We start from the raw sequence: 14,817 nt of genomic DNA, 5'->3' as shown, positions 1-14,817 counted from the left end.
ATAATAATCCGCTGATCGATCCAACTGCAAACAAAGTGAAAATAATGCGGCTGATTATCAGTGTTATCAAAACGAGTGATCTGTCCATAATTTCCCTCCAAATGTTAAAGCGACGTTGTTTTAAAATTATGTGTGGCCGGATCATACACATGTTTAAATAGTAAATTGTCGTGTTTTTCAAAAAAAACATTGTCATTCTCTGAATCAAGATAGAAAAACGAACTTTTCCCGTCATTTTCAAAAAGTAAGCCAGCTTCAGGAGGGTTGATTTCCGTCAGGGATGCTGTTGGTGTGGCCAGGTGAGAGGCAATGTATTTTTTTATTAATTGATAATTCATGGTTAGTTTTCCTCATTTGAAATTGTATTCGTGTTAGTTGTTTCATCAGTATTCAAAATATATTTATTTAAAATATCGGATGAGATTCCGGGCGTTTTTTTGACGATAAATTGCGCTACTGGAGAATCAGATAATTGGGCCTGATAGGCATCATTTGGTAAAAATTGGCTGACACTCAAAAGGATAAAAATCACAAAATAGGCAATGATAATGCTGACAATTCCACCAGCCAGACCGTTTACCTGCTTGATAACCGGAATCCATGTAATTAGACGTGACCAGCGGGCGATCAGACGAACTAGTAACCAACCAATAGCCATCAGGATTATGAAAGAAACGGAACTCATGACGGCCGTATTACCGGCAGAACTTTGATTATTACTGAAACTTGTGGATAGCAAACTGGCTACAGGGCCACACAAAACTTTGGCAAAGATGAAGACGGCAAAATAGCCAATTGTATATAGCAGTTCAACAACGAATCCTTTGTGGAGACCACTAGTAAATTTCCATAGTAAAATGGCAATAATGATAATTGAGAGAAGCATCGCGCCACCTCCTTTAAAGTAAGTACTTTGAATTTACCATAACTTAGAGGTGAATTACGAATAGCTTGAAAAACTTAACATAAATTAAATAGACGACTGGTTGTTTGAATCTATGGCATCAGTGAACAAGCGGTACCTAGTTAACTTTTTTAACGTTTCCGCGCCAAACCCAACCTTTTGCAGTACCATGTTGAGATTTAACGTAGTAATAGATTGCACCATTTTCTACTTTTTCTTGTTTTGTTGCTAACCATTTAGTTTTGGGATAATTTTTTAGATGATGCAATCTTTTGCCACCTGGTTTTGAGTAGATCCATGCAGTGCTATTTTTACGTATATACTTGGCCAATTGCATTTTTTGTGACCATAACACATAGTTTTTATTATAGAGAGTGACCCAATTTGTTTTACCAGTATGATCATTTACCCAATAATAATGTTTTTTACCAAGTCCATTTGCAAACCCTTTTTTCTCCACAATCCAGTCGTGACTGGCCGAATGATGAATGGTAATTACATCACCTCTGTGTAAATTTGCAGTAGCGCAATAGTAACTTAAATAGTCCGGATTTACTGGGTGAACTTTGCTGATCGTTGTTGTCTTGGTGACAATAACTTTTCTTGGAAACGACCACCAGTTAAAACTGTGTGCACTGACACTGGTTGGTATTCCCAGCAAAATAAGGCTTATTCCCAGAATTAGTGTGATTCGTAATTTGCGCATTGAAAAACTCCTCCAATTATTTATACAGCTTTTTATGTCGTCAGATTTGGGCAAAACTGTTTACCTAAATGGAATTTACGCGATAACCAACCGAAATAATGGCATCTAAATTATAGAAATTAGTTAGTTTCGATTGAGTTTTTCCTTTTATGGCACCATGTTGAGTGTTTAGTGCAGATTTTGCACTGATCACTTTTTTATCTAGTTCGCCAGTTTCAAAAATATCTTTTAGGTGTCGATTTATGGTTGTACGATTAACCCCAAATAATTCGGCTATTGATTTTTGAGTTGCCCAAATGGTTTTATTGCCGATAATGACATCAATGCTGACTGCTCTATTATCAGTTTTGTAGAGTAAGAAATTAGCTTTTTCAGTATTCATTATTTTCTTCCATTTTTAAACTGGTCGCAATCTATCACTTTAGAATATGAACATTATGTAAAACTGATTATGACGATTTTTTGTTTGTGAATAACTCCGTGGTGGGCTTTTAGGAATAAACTCAAGCTTTTAATGTCATCAAGAGTATTAGACAAAGTATTTATTTAATAGTCCAAATATTTGTATCAGAGTTAAACTCCCATAAAATCTCCTCTCTCGTTTTTGCAGTGTATTGATCCCATAGGGCACCATTATCAAAATTAGTTGGGTTTCCACAGTCGGCTGGACTAAATGTTGAAATCCAATCACTATAAAAGTCATTTGTATCCGGTTTAATGGCGTAAAAACAAGTAGTATCGCCATAAATAATGTATCCTTGCACACCGTTTAAAATGACCTGCTGATATGTCTGTCCATTATGAAAGACCATGTCTTTAAAATCACTATTAATCTTTACCGAAACAGATGCGCCAGTTGTTCCAATTCTATTGAAATTTGAATCATAAAAGTTAACGCTATATATGATGACTCCATCTATTGCATTTTTATATGGCTTTTCCAAATTAAAAGCATTTTCTGCAGTACTGAAGTTAGATTGAGCCGTTTGAACTTTAGCAATTAAGTTTTGCACATTTGTATTAAATGATGTGTCGATATTGCTGGTTGAAAATTGATCTAACGAGTAAGGAGCTACAAATTGATTTAATTTAGTTACGGCGTCAGAATATACCTTAATGGTTTTGTCGTTGCCTGTTTTATAAAAATCATCGCTTTTAGCAGAATTAAATTTATTATTAATGGTTGCTATTTGTTTATTCAATGCTTGCTATTTGTTTATTCAATGCTTGCTTATCATTTATAGTGAGTGTGTGTAATTTATCATATGCACCTTTTGCGGAGTTATAAGCAGATTGTGTAGTTTGACAAGTATTCAGCAATTTAGTTTCATTGTTGATAAAACTAGAACTAATTTTGCTAGGAGAAGTTGTGCTCTTCAAATATGATGCTACATAGGTATCTAGCTTGGTTACAGCATTATTATATGCAGAGATAGTCTTACTACTATTTGATTTATAAAAATCACTATTCTTAGTTGATTTCAGAGCATTATCAAATTTTGAAATCTTACTCTTTAATACTTTTTTATTGGCTGGTGTCAATACATTTTTAGCGTATTTGTATGTAATCGTATAGGTAGGTTTTTTTGTTAATTTGGTGATCTTACTTGATTTAAGAGTAAAACCTGAATATTTTGACTTAGAAGCGGTATAACAACTAATATTTTTCTTTGGGGCTTTAAACTTGGAATTTAATTTGAGTGTTTGTTTGCTCGTTGCTAGTAGCTTATTACTTGGATCCTTGTAGTAAACAATCATTGAGGCACTTTTAATTGTCTTAGGTAGCGATGCGACTTTAATGGTAATAGTTTTGGTTCGATACTTTTTTTTCGATGCAGAAACTTTTAGAGACTAAGAACCTAATTTACTTACTTTGACTGAATATTTGCCTTTATTAGAGGCTTTTGAAGTACCTAACGTCTTTGATCCATGTTTTACAGTTATCTTTGCTGATTTTGTAGCAGTACCGGTAACTGTTTTTGATGCCGTATTAAGTTTTGATACTTTCAGAACGGTATACTTAGCAGATTTGGCCATAACAGTAGGTGCTGCAGTTAATGGTGTAATGATTGCCAAACATATCACCATTTTTTTAATGAATTTATACATAATAAAAAACTCCTCCAAAATATTTCAGCTTTTTTTGTCATCAGTTTTGGACAGAATTTTTGATTTAGAAACTAATTCAGATATCTAATTGTGTTCTTTATCAATCATTTTTTTAACTTGTTTATCGAAATCAGATGTTATTTTTTGAGTTTTATTAAATTCGTCATATTCCTTTGAAGCTTTATTTTTAGCGCTTTTCATGGAGATGGATCCATTATCGGGAAGTACTGCATATTCTCGAAATGATAAGAAACGATCAATGCTATCAGAAAATTCTTGCATAGTAAAAGTGTTGTGTCGTTCGGTTAGATCCTCTACATAATCAAAATAGCTGGATACATTACGTTCAAGTTTTCTAATTTGATCTTTATCTAAATAGTTTTTAGCAACTTGGGCATCTGATTTTAAAACGCGCCCATTAGGTGAATTTTTCCACGTGGTTAGTCCCATGTGTGGCTTGCTATGGTCAGCGTGTTTGTAAATGATTTCGGCGCCTGTTTGTCCTGTAATAGCGTAGTGAAATTTATTTTGCACGGTAGCATAGAAGTTTTTGGTGACTAGACTTTTAGGGTCGTAGTCTGAACTGATTTCCGCAAAGATATCTGTAACCTTCTGCCATACTCTTCTTTCACTAGCGCGAATTGAACGTACTCTTTCAAGCAGTTCATCAAAGTAATCTTTATCAAGCAAATTAGAGCCCTGTTTCAGCCGTTCATCATCAATGGCAAATCCCTTTATCATATACTCATCAAGGGTCCGGGTAGCCCACTGACGAAAGTGGGTAGCTTGGATGGAATTTACGCGATAACCAACCGAAATAATGGCATCTAAATTATAAAAAGAAGTTAGTTTTGATTGAGTTTTTCCTTTTATAGCACCATGTTGAGTGGTTATTACACTTTTTGTAACAACCACTTCTTCATTTAATTCTCCAGAAGTAAAAATATCTTTTAAATGGCGACTTATGGTAGCAATGCTAACTCCAAATAATTCGGCTATTGATTTTTGAGTAGCCCAAATGGTTTTATCACTGATAATGACATCAATGCTGACCGCTCTATTATCGGTTTTGTAGAGTAAGAATTTAGCTTTTTCAGTATTCATTATTATTTCCCCCATTTTTAAACTAGTCGAAATCGATCACTTTAGAATACGAACATTCTGTAGAACTGATTTTGACAATATTTTATCTGTGAATAACTTTTTTAGTCATCATGAATAAGTACGTGTTAAGCCGTTTTACTTTTTTATTTTTCTGCGTCTGTATTTTCGCGTATGAAAAACACTATGTTTAATTTTGTCGTTCTCATCATCAGTGTTGGCTGTAGCATTGCTTATGCCTATGGATAAAAACATAAACAGCGCAAAAGCTAGAGCTAAAATGCCACGTTTATTTTTCATTTGATCCTCTTCTATCTAAAATTCGAATAGGTTCCTTAATTAAATGCTGATTAATATATTCATTTCTCATAATCTTTTGAAACCGCCACGGTTTATTAAATTATTTTCCTACTGCCATTTATACTGTCATTTGTATCTTTTAATCAGTTGTATAAAAAATAAAAAGGTTGGTACAATAGGCGGTTAAAGTCGCCTATCCGTACCAACCTTTTTCTATCAATGGACCCTAACGGATTTGAACCGTCGACCTCTTACATGCGAAGCAAGCGCTCTCCCAGCTGAGCTAAGGGCCCAAAAAGCTTACTTAACCAGTATAACGCAAAACTGCAGAAGAAGAAATTTAAACTTTTGAGTACTTTCAAAGCTAAATAGACAAAAAGATAGAACAGATTGTATTCTGTTCTATCTTTTAACTTAACAAACTTATTTACTTAATCGTTTTCTCGAAAACCAAGCTAGACCGCTCAACAACACAACACCTATCACAACTAGTAAAACATCTCTGCCACTCCCAGTTTGAGGAAGGACACCTTTGATAGCTTTTTTAACTTTCTTAGCTAACGTTGTGTTTTTCTTAGTATGAGGTGTTTTATGCTGAACCTTTTGTACTTTTGGTTTAACAGGTGGTTTAGGATTTGGTTTATTGGGTACCTTAGGCGTCTTGTGTTGATTTGGTTTATTAGGCTTATTAGGATTAGGAGTATTTGGAATAAGCGTATTGGTAAAGCTGTTTCCAGCCTGTTTGCTTGTGTAACCAGACACTTTTTCTTCCTTAACTGTATAAGCAATTAATTTACCATTGGAATCATATTTCGCTAAATTAGAGAAACTATACTTCCAATCATCGGCGGCAGTAACTTTCTTACTGTCGATTTTATTACCATTCTTATACAAATCAATGGTAATGCTATCAGGCCGCGTATGATCCGAATTGTTATCGTCTTTCCAAGTCTTGGTTCCGCTGATATTAGTTTCGCCAGTAACGGTATTTGTGAAGTCATTGCCATCTTGTTTACTTGCGTAATCAGATACTTTTTCTTCGTTAACCGTGTATTTGTTTAACTTACCATTGGAATCATATTTCGCTAGGTTAGAGAAGCTATATTTCCAATCGTCGGCGGCAGTAACTTTCTTACTATCGACTTTGTTATCATTCTTGTATAAATCAATGGTGATGCTATCAGGACGCGTGTGATCCGAATTATTGTCGTCTTTCCAGGTCTTAGTCCCACTGATATTAGTTTCGCCAGTAACGGTATTTGTGAAGTCATTGCCATCTTGTTTACTTGTGTAACCAGTGACAGGAGCTTCTTTAACTGTAAATTTATTTGGGTTACCTTGAGAATCATATTTCGCTAGGTTAGAGAAACTATATTTCCAATCATTAGCGGCAGTAACTTGTTTACTGTCGACTTTATTGCCATTCTTATACAAATCAATGGTGATGCTGTCAGGCCGTGTATGATCTGCGTTATTGTCATCATTCCAAGTCTTTGTCCCACTAATTGCAGTTGGTTCAGACACGGTATTGGTAAAGTTGGTTCCATTTTGAGTGCCTGTATAATCAGGAACCTTTTCTTCAGAGACCGTATAGTTAATTGAGTTGCCTTGGTCATCATACTTTTCTAGATTTGAGAAATTATATTTCCAATTATCTGCGGCAGTAACTTGTTTACTATCTACCTTGGTACCGTTCTTGTATAAATCAATGGTGATACTGTCCGGACGTGTGTGATCGGCATTTCGGTTATCAAGCCATGTCTTTTCACCACTAACTGCGGTGGTGCCAGAAACAGTGTTGGTGAAGTTGGTACCAGATTGATTGCTTGTATATCCTGGCACCTTTTCTTCGGAAACAGCATATAAAATTCGGTTACCCTGAGCATCATATTTGGCTAAATGAGAGAAGTCATATTGCCAATTAGTAGCTGCACTAACTTGTTTGGTAGCAATTTGTGTGCCGTTCTGAGACAAGTTAACGGTGATGTGATCAGGACGCGTATTGTTGACGTTGTTGCTATCATTCCAAGTTTTGTTACCAGCAATTTCAGTTTCGCCAGTAATCGTATTTGTAAAGTCGTTATTCGTTTGACTACCTGCGTAGCCCGGAACAGCTTCTTCTTTTACGCTGTAAGTAATTAAATTACCATCGGCGTCGTATTTATCTAAATTATCAAAACTATATTTCCAGTTGTCAGCAGCAGTAACTTGTTTACTATCAACTTTGGTGCCGTTTTTGAACAAATCAACGATAATGCTATCTGGTCGGGCACCATCAGCATTGTTATTGTCGGCCCAAGTCTTGGTTCCACTAACGGAGGTTGTACCAGTTAAGGTGTTTGTGATGTTATCGCCATCTACCTTGCTGGTATATCCTGGAACGGCATCTTCTGTCACAGTATACGAATTATCTTTTCCGGTGGTGCTATCATACTTATCTAAATCCTTGAAACTGTATTGCCAATTGTCGGCCGCCGTGACGGTCTTGCTGTCAACCTTTGAACCATTCTTTAATAGGTTCACGGTGACACTGTCTGGCCGGGTATGATCAGCATTATTGCCATCCATCCATGTTTTAGTACCACTAATATTGGTTTTATCAGCAACGGTATTTGTGAAGTTGTCACCATCTTGTTTGGTTGTATAACCAGTAACAGGGACTTCTTTAACGGTATATTTATTTAAATTTCCTTGAGCATCATATTCATCTAAGTTTGAAAAACTATATTTCCAATTATCGGCCGCGGTTACCGTTTTACTGTCAGTCTTTGTACCATTCTTATAAAGATCAACGGTGATACTGTCCGGCCGGGTGTGATCAGCATTATTATTGTCTACCCATGTTTTTGTACCATCGACCTTAGTAGTACCAGAAACAGTATTGGTAAAATCATCGCCATCTTGCTTGCTTGTGTAGCCTGGAACCTTTTCTTCAGAAACAGCATATAAAATCCGGTTACCCTGAGCATCATATTTGGCTAAATGAGAGAAGTCATACTGCCAATTAGTTGCTGCACTAACTTGTTTGGTAGCAATTTGCGTTCCATTCTGCGACAAGTCAACGGTGATGTGATCAGGGCGGGTATTGTTGGCGTTGTTGTTGTCATTCCAAGTCTTGTTACCAGCAATTTCCGTTTCGCCCGTGATCGTATTTGTAAAGTCGTTATTCGTTTGACTACCTGCATAGCCCGGAACATCTTCTTCTTTTACAGTGTACGTAAATGCTTTACCGTCGGCGTCGTATTTATCTAAACCATCGAAACTATATTTCCAATTATCAGCAGCGGTAACTTGTTTACTATCAACCTTGGTACCGTTTTTGAACAAATCAACGGTAATGCTATCTGGTCGAGCGCCATCCGCGTTGTTGTTGTCGGCCCATGTCTTGGTCCCGCTAACGGAGGTTGTACCAGATAAGGTGTTTGTAATGTTATTGCCATCTACCTTGCTGGTGTAATTCGGTACGGTATCTTCAGAAACTGTGTAGGGGATTTCTTTTCCGTTACTATCATTTTTATCTAAATTATCGAAACTATATTGCCAATTATCTGCAGCAGTAATTGTCTTACTGTCAACCTGCTGACCATTTTTTAAGAGGTTTATAGTGACACTATCAGGACGGGTATGATTGGCATTATTGTCATCAGACCAAGTTTTGGTTCCACTAACCGAAGTTTTATCAGCTGAATTCAATGTATTGGTAATATCAGTTCCATTTACTGCTACTGCACTCGTGTAACCATCTACTGGATCCTCAGTCACCTTATACTTATTTTCCTCAGTCCCAGTTTTATTTACATATTTATCTAGTCCAGTAAAACTGTATTTCCATTTATCAGCGGCAGTTACCTTTTTACTGTCAATTTTCGTATCATTTTTAAGCAGATTAACCGTTATACTATCCGGACGTTTACTGCTTGCGTTGTTGTTATCGTCCCAAGTTTTAGTCCCACTGATTGAAGTTGTGGCAGAATTTGTAACTGCAAGTTTCTGATTAAGATCTGTGTCTGAACCTTCTTTAATCGTAAATGGTATGGGTGTGTTGTCCAATTTATAACCATCTGGTGCTGCAGTTTCAGTAAATTTGTAAGAGCCGGATGCCAGTTTAGATACTGAAATGGTCCCATTGCTATCTGTTGTAAGATTTTGTTCAAATTTGGGATCATCGTCCTTTGTCAAACTGAATTCAGCACCTTGTAAGGATTTGCCAGTATTGCTGTCGGTCTTGTTAAGCGTGACTGAACCGTCATAACCGCCTGCAGTACCGCCGCCACCCCACGGAACATCTCGTTGGCTAGTGTTACCATCACCGGTACCGGTGCCGCTACCTGTATAGGCTGCGGATACTTTGTTTGACCAAGTGTAGCCGGTATCCGGGTTAAGATTAGGTACCTTTACACTGGCATTGTAAACAATACTAATGGCAGTAGTGATGTTGCCCAAATCAATTGTAAGAGTATTACCGTCCTGAGTTACTTTTGCGTCTTTATCTCCAGTTGCTGTAAATTCGCCATTTGCATAAGTCCCTGTTTGAGCTTTTAATGATCCGGCTATGTACTCTTGTCCAGAACCAAGGGTGTCCGTTAAGACAACGTTATTTACATTTTTGCCATCGCGATTTAATAATAAGTTCCAATATAATTTGGTTGGAATACTATCAACTTCACTTGGGGCATCAACCCAACCGTTTTTGTTGATGAATCCAGTATTAGTTGCACCGTTGTTGGTAGTACCTATAACGTTAAGCGATAGGGTTCCCTTTCGACCGTGACTGTTAAATGCTTGAGTAAACGTAATTGTCCCAGTATGTTCGCCAGCTTTTATAGTCACAGTACCAATTTGTGTGCCATCTTCATCTTTGATGGGTACAGTTGTATCAGACTGTGGCGTAACTGTACTTGGTAAAGTTACGGTTGCGGTGTCACCAACATTGATTGTAACGTTGTCAGCTATTGTCCAATTATAATTAACTTTATAATTTGTACCGTTATCCAGGCTAGTTTCATCTGTAACATTATTTCCAGAACTATCTGTAATTTTCGCACCACCGGCTCCCAAACCATCAACGGTAATCCCCGCAGCATTAGCTTTTTGAGAAGTCATGCTGGAAGGAGAAGGAAACGATGTGAAAATCGACATTAACATTGCGACTAGCATTAGAATCGCTTGGAATCTCCGTTTAATTGTATTTGTCATAATAAGCACCCCACATTTTTTAACTTTTAACTTACATATCATTTGCGAATAAATTGGTACACTTACATGTATATATTATCATTTATTGCCGGTAATACTTACATTAATTTGGTTATCTTTACTTTTTTTCAGAAACGTTTATGCAAATACTTCCGATTACTTGAATGCAATTTTTAATTAAGACATGCAAAATCTCCCCAAAATACTTAAGCTGTTATTTTTAAGAATGAGTCATTGATAGTGAACTCATTTATAAGGCTGTTCCATGTTTTAATTATTGTTCTAGGATATAATGAAGGTAATAAATAATACGAGGAGATGATGACGTGCGCACAAAGAAGATTTTAAAAGTAGCTGGCATATCGTTAATCGGGGTGGCTGCTAGTCTTGGAATCAGTAGTTTGGTGAGTTATCAGATGGGGATTAAAACCACTAGTTCGCAGAAGAGACATGCCATTCGTAAAGCCCATAAAAAGGATGACACATTAGATAGTTATGACTGGTATAAACAGTTGGTCAAACAAACCTGGTTTATTCGGGCTGAAGATGGCATTCATTTAGCAGCTGTTTACCTTTCCAATGATAGCGATAAAACAGTTATTCTGGCGCACGGCTACCATAATGTTCATGATCAAATGATTCCGTATGCGAAAATGTTCATGGATTTAGGGTATAACGTCTTAATGCCAGATGCACGTGGCCACGGTGTCAGTGATGGTCACATTGTGGGCTTTGGCTGGTTAGATCGGCGTGATTATATCAAATGGACTGAAGAAATTAATAAACGAAGTACAAGCAAGCAGAAAATCGTGCTGTTCGGTGTCAGTATGGGGGCAGCCACTGTTCTAGCGGCAGCTGGCGAACCTGATTTACCATCAAATGTGGATGCCGTTATTGAGGATAGTGGGTTTAGCTCAGCTCAAAAGGAATTTAGTTATCGTTTGGGCCATCACTACTTTCTTCCACCATTTCTTAGCACATTTGTGAGTCTTATGACACGCGTGACCGGTGGTTATTCACTTAAAGAGGCTGACATTGCTCATCAAGCAGCTAATATCTCAATTCCTGTTTTGATGATTCACGGGGATTCAGATCGGTATGTGCCGGTTGAAATGATGGCTGAGATTAAGGCTTCACTTGCAAAAAAGCTGCCAAAAGAAAGTCATAAAGTTCATGGCGCAGATCATGTGCAATCACGCAAAGCAGATCCTGAGAAGTATCAACAAACAATTGAAGAATTTCTAAAACAATGGGTAGACAAAAACTAAATATCTTATAATGAAGAGATTGGGAAAAGTGCTTTCCTAGTCTCTTATTTTTCTGCTCTTTAGTTTTATATCTAAAACGTGGAAAACAAGGCAGATTTCTCCGCTTAGCTACGATAACCAAATGATTCTCAAACCGAATCGTTAGGTTATCTAGGCTATGCTCGAAATCTAATCGCCTTATTTCCCACTCTTTTTTATAAAAATTATGATAATGTCGCTATTCGTCTGGTTTTCGGTTAAATTCGTATGGTAAACTAGAGCGTATTGATTATAAAATTAAGAGTGGTGAGTTTCGGTGACAGAAATAAGACCAAACTTCCTAATGATCGTGAACCCCTTTGCAGATGCTGGACAGGCTAAAAAAATTTGGCAAAAAATTGAAGTTCAATTGAAGGAAGAAAAAGTAAATTATAGAGTAGAAATGACAGATCATCCCGGAAACGGGGTTCAGCTTGCCCGTGATTTTGCGCTCCATCACAAGTTGGGTGAAAAATGGGTAGTTGTTGCTGTTGGCGGTGACGGAACCTTGCACGAAGTTTTAAATGGGCTTCATTTAGGTGGCGGAGATCAGATTCCCCTGGGCTATTTACCAGCAGGATCAGGAGATGACTTTGCCCGAGGCATTAAGATGCCAACTCAGCCATTAGCAGCAGTTAAACAGTTTCTTGAAGTTCAGCATGCAATTAGTTTAGATGTTGGAGTTTATAAAAATAGAATGGATTCACATGAGACCTTCTTTACAAATAATGTGGGGATTGGTTTCGATGCATCAGTGGTTCATGCTGCTAATGCTGGCCAAAAAGATAATCTAAAAAAATACCATTTACAATCAAATGCCTATGTTGCCTCTTTGATTAAGACCTTTTTTAGGCAAAAGCCGTTTGGATTGTCTGTGAAAACTAACGAGACTGAACAGAAGTTTTCACGTGCTTTTTTAGTCACCACAACAAACATAAAATATTTTGGCGGCGGGGTACCAATTATGCCACTTGCCGATTTGCATGACGGAAAATTAGATTTGGTGGTTGTTGAGCAATTAGGTGCACCTCGATTTATAAGATTATTTATCCAAATGCTGACAACTGGCAACCATCTTAAATCGCGAGTGGTGCATCATTTTCGAACCAGCCAATTGCATCTCGAAACTACTTTACCTGAAAACGGGCAAGTAAATGGTGAAAATATTCAAAAACAAAAGTTTAATATTGATTTCTGGGTAACACAGCGTCCTTTTTGGATAAAAGATGTGGCTCAGTAAAGTAAACAGAATTTCAGAGATAATTGGGGGGATTTTAAATTGAATGCTGTAACTATTTTTGTTCACGGATTTAATGGTGGTGTCCATTCAACGAGAAACATGATTTCATCGGCTCAGCATGCGGGCTTGGCCAAACAAGTTATGACAGCCACGATTACACATTACGGCAGAATCACCATTTCTGAATCTAAAAATATGAGGGTGAAAAACCCAATTGTGCAAGTGCTATTCGAAAATAACCGCGCACCAGAATTTGTCCAGATTAATTGGTTACATAGCCTATTGATCCTACTAAAACGTGAATTTAATGTGATGGAATATAATGGTGTTGGCCATTCGTTAGGCAGCAACGACTTGGTAAATGAGGCGTTGATGTATGAGGATGACTTACGCGTTCCTAAGTTAAAAAAGTTGGTTACCATTGCAGGACCGTTTAACGGACTGCAAGGATTCCTTGGGGCTCAGCCGGTTCCAAAAATTCTTAAAATGGATTACCGACCCGTGCACCAAACCAAACATTTCAAACGGATGTTGACCTACCGCGATCATTTTCCTAAGGGCGTGCAACTATTTAATGTGGTTGGAAAAATAGAAGGCCATTTTGACAATGATTGTTTTATGTCGGTTAATTCAGCCCGGTCAGTTAAATATCTTTTACATGGCGTTTTGAAAAATTATCGGGAACTCCTCTTTACTTGTGAGGAAGGTTATCACTGCAGTTTGAATCATAATCCGTTAGTTTTTAACTCCGTGAATGATTTCTTATGGACTGAGCATCCTAACCTACCAAATATGCAAACGCGAAGTACTGATGCACAAGCGTTAGAATCAAATGAAAACAAGACATTAGCTACGACTGCCGTTTAAATTGCAGAGGTAGCTATTTTTTAAGATTTAATTTAGATTTTTTATTTGAGGCGAATTATATGCTTTTTTAATAAACGACGTTTAAAATGAATGGTGTGATTAGAACAAAAGAAATAATTCGATTAAACATTAGCAGGGAAGAGGAGACTATTTAATGGTAGAAAATGTAAAAATTGGTAAGACAAATGTGATGGCAAACCCACTCGGATTGGGAACGAACGCGGTTGGTGGCCATAACCTGTTTCCCAATTTGAATGATGAACAAGGAATTCAAATTGTAAAAGCAGCGCTAGATCATGGCGTCAATTTTCTAGATACAGCCTATGCGTACGGATTTGGTCGTTCGGAAGAGTTGATTGGTAAGGCCATTCAAGGCTATGATCGCAAGAAAATCGTGATTGCTACTAAGGCGGCTCAAACAACGGGGCATCCTGATCAGCTGAATAATTCACCTGAATTTTTGAAACAGGCGGTTGAAGACGCTTTAGAAAGATTGCAGACAAACTATATCGATATTTTTTATATTCATTTTCCAGATGGCAAAACGCCGTTAAATGAAGCTGTTAAGGCGCTGGACGAAAAACGACAAGAAGGAAAAATTAAGGCGATTGGGATTTCCAATGCCTCGCTTGATCAAATCAAGGAGGCCAATAAAGATGGTCTGGTCGATATTGTGGAGAATCAGTATAGCTTGATTCATCGGGATGCCGAAAAAGAACTCATGCCTTATCTAAAAGCCAACCAGATTTCATTTGTGCCATACTTCCCACTAGCATCAGGCTTATTAACCGGTAAGTATTCAAGTACAGTCTCATTTGAGTCGGATGATATCCGACATAATAATCCTGATTTCCAAGGGAAACGGTTTGCAGAAATCATTAAACGCGTGCAAGAATTACGGTCGATTGCGGACAAACATCAAGGCACAATTGCCCAGATTGTTTTGGCATGGTACATTAAAAATCCAGATGTGTCGGTGGTTATTCCAGGCGCCAAGCAGGTTAAGCAGGTTGTAGCTAATGCAGGAGCGCAAAAAGTTACCCTATCTAAAGAAGAATATGGTACAATAAATTCATTGTTTAAAGACTTATAAAAAGTAAGTGCTAAG

14 protein-coding genes and 1 tRNA gene are annotated in these 14,817 nt (G+C 37.3%); 4 read left to right on the top strand and 11 right to left on the bottom strand.

The features are described 5' to 3' along the window. Positions 1-104: 104 nt before the first annotated feature. The 11 genes from ADU73_RS04430 to ADU73_RS04385 form a co-directional block, all read right to left on the bottom strand. A complete protein-coding gene (locus ADU73_RS04430; protein ID WP_046870982.1) occupies positions 105-338 on the bottom strand; it encodes a hypothetical protein in 234 nt (77 codons plus the stop codon). A gap of 2 nt (positions 339-340) precedes the next feature. Further along, positions 341-886, bottom strand: a complete 546-nt coding sequence (locus ADU73_RS04425; RefSeq protein WP_046870983.1) for a CvpA family protein — start codon at positions 884-886, stop codon at positions 341-343. Positions 887-1,022: 136 nt separating this feature from the next. Next, a complete protein-coding gene (locus ADU73_RS04420; protein WP_056986010.1) occupies positions 1,023-1,610 on the bottom strand; it encodes a hypothetical protein in 588 nt (195 codons plus the stop codon). Between the two features lie 64 nt (positions 1,611-1,674). Next, entirely contained in the window at positions 1,675-1,992 is a 318-nt protein-coding gene (locus ADU73_RS04415; RefSeq protein ID WP_046870985.1) for a virulence RhuM family protein, read from the bottom strand. Between the two features lie 160 nt (positions 1,993-2,152). Further along, positions 2,153-2,812: a hypothetical protein gene (locus ADU73_RS04410; RefSeq protein WP_062913209.1), complete on the bottom strand. Its 660-nt coding sequence runs from the start codon at positions 2,810-2,812 to the stop codon at positions 2,153-2,155. Further along, on the bottom strand, positions 2,805-3,368 hold the full coding sequence (locus ADU73_RS04405) for a hypothetical protein (protein WP_062913208.1): 564 nt from the start codon (positions 3,366-3,368) through the stop codon (positions 2,805-2,807). Before ADU73_RS04405 ends, ADU73_RS04410 begins: the two co-directional genes overlap by 8 nt. Before the next feature lie 93 nt (positions 3,369-3,461). Then, on the bottom strand, positions 3,462-3,719 hold the full coding sequence (locus ADU73_RS04400) for an Ig-like domain-containing protein (RefSeq protein ID WP_062913207.1): 258 nt from the start codon (positions 3,717-3,719) through the stop codon (positions 3,462-3,464). An 84-nt stretch (positions 3,720-3,803) separates the two neighbouring features. Further along, positions 3,804-4,823: a virulence RhuM family protein gene (locus ADU73_RS04395; RefSeq protein ID WP_046870987.1), complete on the bottom strand. Its 1,020-nt coding sequence runs from the start codon at positions 4,821-4,823 to the stop codon at positions 3,804-3,806. 135 nt (positions 4,824-4,958) lie between these two features. Beyond that, positions 4,959-5,120, bottom strand: a complete 162-nt coding sequence (locus ADU73_RS10495; RefSeq protein ID WP_155386953.1) for a hypothetical protein — start codon at positions 5,118-5,120, stop codon at positions 4,959-4,961. A gap of 220 nt (positions 5,121-5,340) precedes the next feature. After that, positions 5,341-5,413, bottom strand: a tRNA-Ala gene (locus ADU73_RS04390). Between the two features lie 130 nt (positions 5,414-5,543). Further along, positions 5,544-10,316, bottom strand: coding sequence for a Cna B-type domain-containing protein (locus ADU73_RS04385; RefSeq protein ID WP_052694469.1), 4,773 nt, complete (start codon positions 10,314-10,316; stop codon positions 5,544-5,546). Positions 10,317-10,642: 326 nt separating this feature from the next. Here ADU73_RS04385 and ADU73_RS04380 point away from each other — a divergent pair, with 326 nt between their 5' ends. The 4 genes from ADU73_RS04380 (at position 10,643) to ADU73_RS04365 (ending at position 14,802) form a co-directional block, all read left to right on the top strand. After that, positions 10,643-11,584: an alpha/beta hydrolase gene (locus tag ADU73_RS04380; RefSeq protein ID WP_046870988.1), complete on the top strand. Its 942-nt coding sequence runs from the start codon at positions 10,643-10,645 to the stop codon at positions 11,582-11,584. A gap of 295 nt (positions 11,585-11,879) precedes the next feature. Next, positions 11,880-12,842 (top strand): diacylglycerol/lipid kinase family protein, encoded by a 963-nt coding sequence (locus tag ADU73_RS04375; RefSeq protein ID WP_062916630.1) that lies wholly within the window; start codon positions 11,880-11,882, stop codon positions 12,840-12,842. 39 nt (positions 12,843-12,881) lie between these two features. Beyond that, the gene (locus ADU73_RS04370; RefSeq protein WP_062913206.1) at positions 12,882-13,709 is read left to right on the top strand and encodes an alpha/beta hydrolase; all 828 of its coding nucleotides are present in this window, start codon (positions 12,882-12,884) and stop codon (positions 13,707-13,709) included. A 154-nt stretch (positions 13,710-13,863) separates the two neighbouring features. Next, the gene (locus tag ADU73_RS04365; RefSeq protein WP_062913205.1) at positions 13,864-14,802 is read left to right on the top strand and encodes an aldo/keto reductase; all 939 of its coding nucleotides are present in this window, start codon (positions 13,864-13,866) and stop codon (positions 14,800-14,802) included. Positions 14,803-14,817: the final 15 nt, after the last annotated feature.

Source organism: Pediococcus damnosus, from assembly GCF_001611155.1.
In the GTDB taxonomy this organism is placed as follows: Bacteria; Bacillota; Bacilli; order Lactobacillales; family Lactobacillaceae; genus Pediococcus; species Pediococcus damnosus.
Note: the sequence above shows the minus strand (reverse complement) of the source record. Positions and strands in the feature narration are given on the sequence as shown.

Coding starts and splice junctions, on each gene's coding strand:
- ADU73_RS04430 (WP_046870982.1), bottom strand. CDS start 338: ATGAATTATCAATTAATAAAAAAATACATTGCCTCTCACCTGGCCACA.
- ADU73_RS04425 (WP_046870983.1), bottom strand. CDS start 886: ATGCTTCTCTCAATTATCATTATTGCCATTTTACTATGGAAATTTACT.
- ADU73_RS04420 (WP_056986010.1), bottom strand. CDS start 1,610: ATGCGCAAATTACGAATCACACTAATTCTGGGAATAAGCCTTATTTTG.
- ADU73_RS04415 (WP_046870985.1), bottom strand. CDS start 1,992: ATGAATACTGAAAAAGCTAATTTCTTACTCTACAAAACTGATAATAGA.
- ADU73_RS04405 (WP_062913208.1), bottom strand. CDS start 3,368: ATGATTGTTTACTACAAGGATCCAAGTAATAAGCTACTAGCAACGAGC.
- ADU73_RS04400 (WP_062913207.1), bottom strand. CDS start 3,719: ATGTATAAATTCATTAAAAAAATGGTGATATGTTTGGCAATCATTACA.
- ADU73_RS04395 (WP_046870987.1), bottom strand. CDS start 4,823: ATGAATACTGAAAAAGCTAAATTCTTACTCTACAAAACCGATAATAGA.
- ADU73_RS10495 (WP_155386953.1), bottom strand. CDS start 5,120: ATGAAAAATAAACGTGGCATTTTAGCTCTAGCTTTTGCGCTGTTTATG.
- ADU73_RS04385 (WP_052694469.1), bottom strand. CDS start 10,316: ATGACAAATACAATTAAACGGAGATTCCAAGCGATTCTAATGCTAGTC.
- ADU73_RS04365 (WP_062913205.1), top strand. CDS start 13,864: ATGGTAGAAAATGTAAAAATTGGTAAGACAAATGTGATGGCAAACCCA.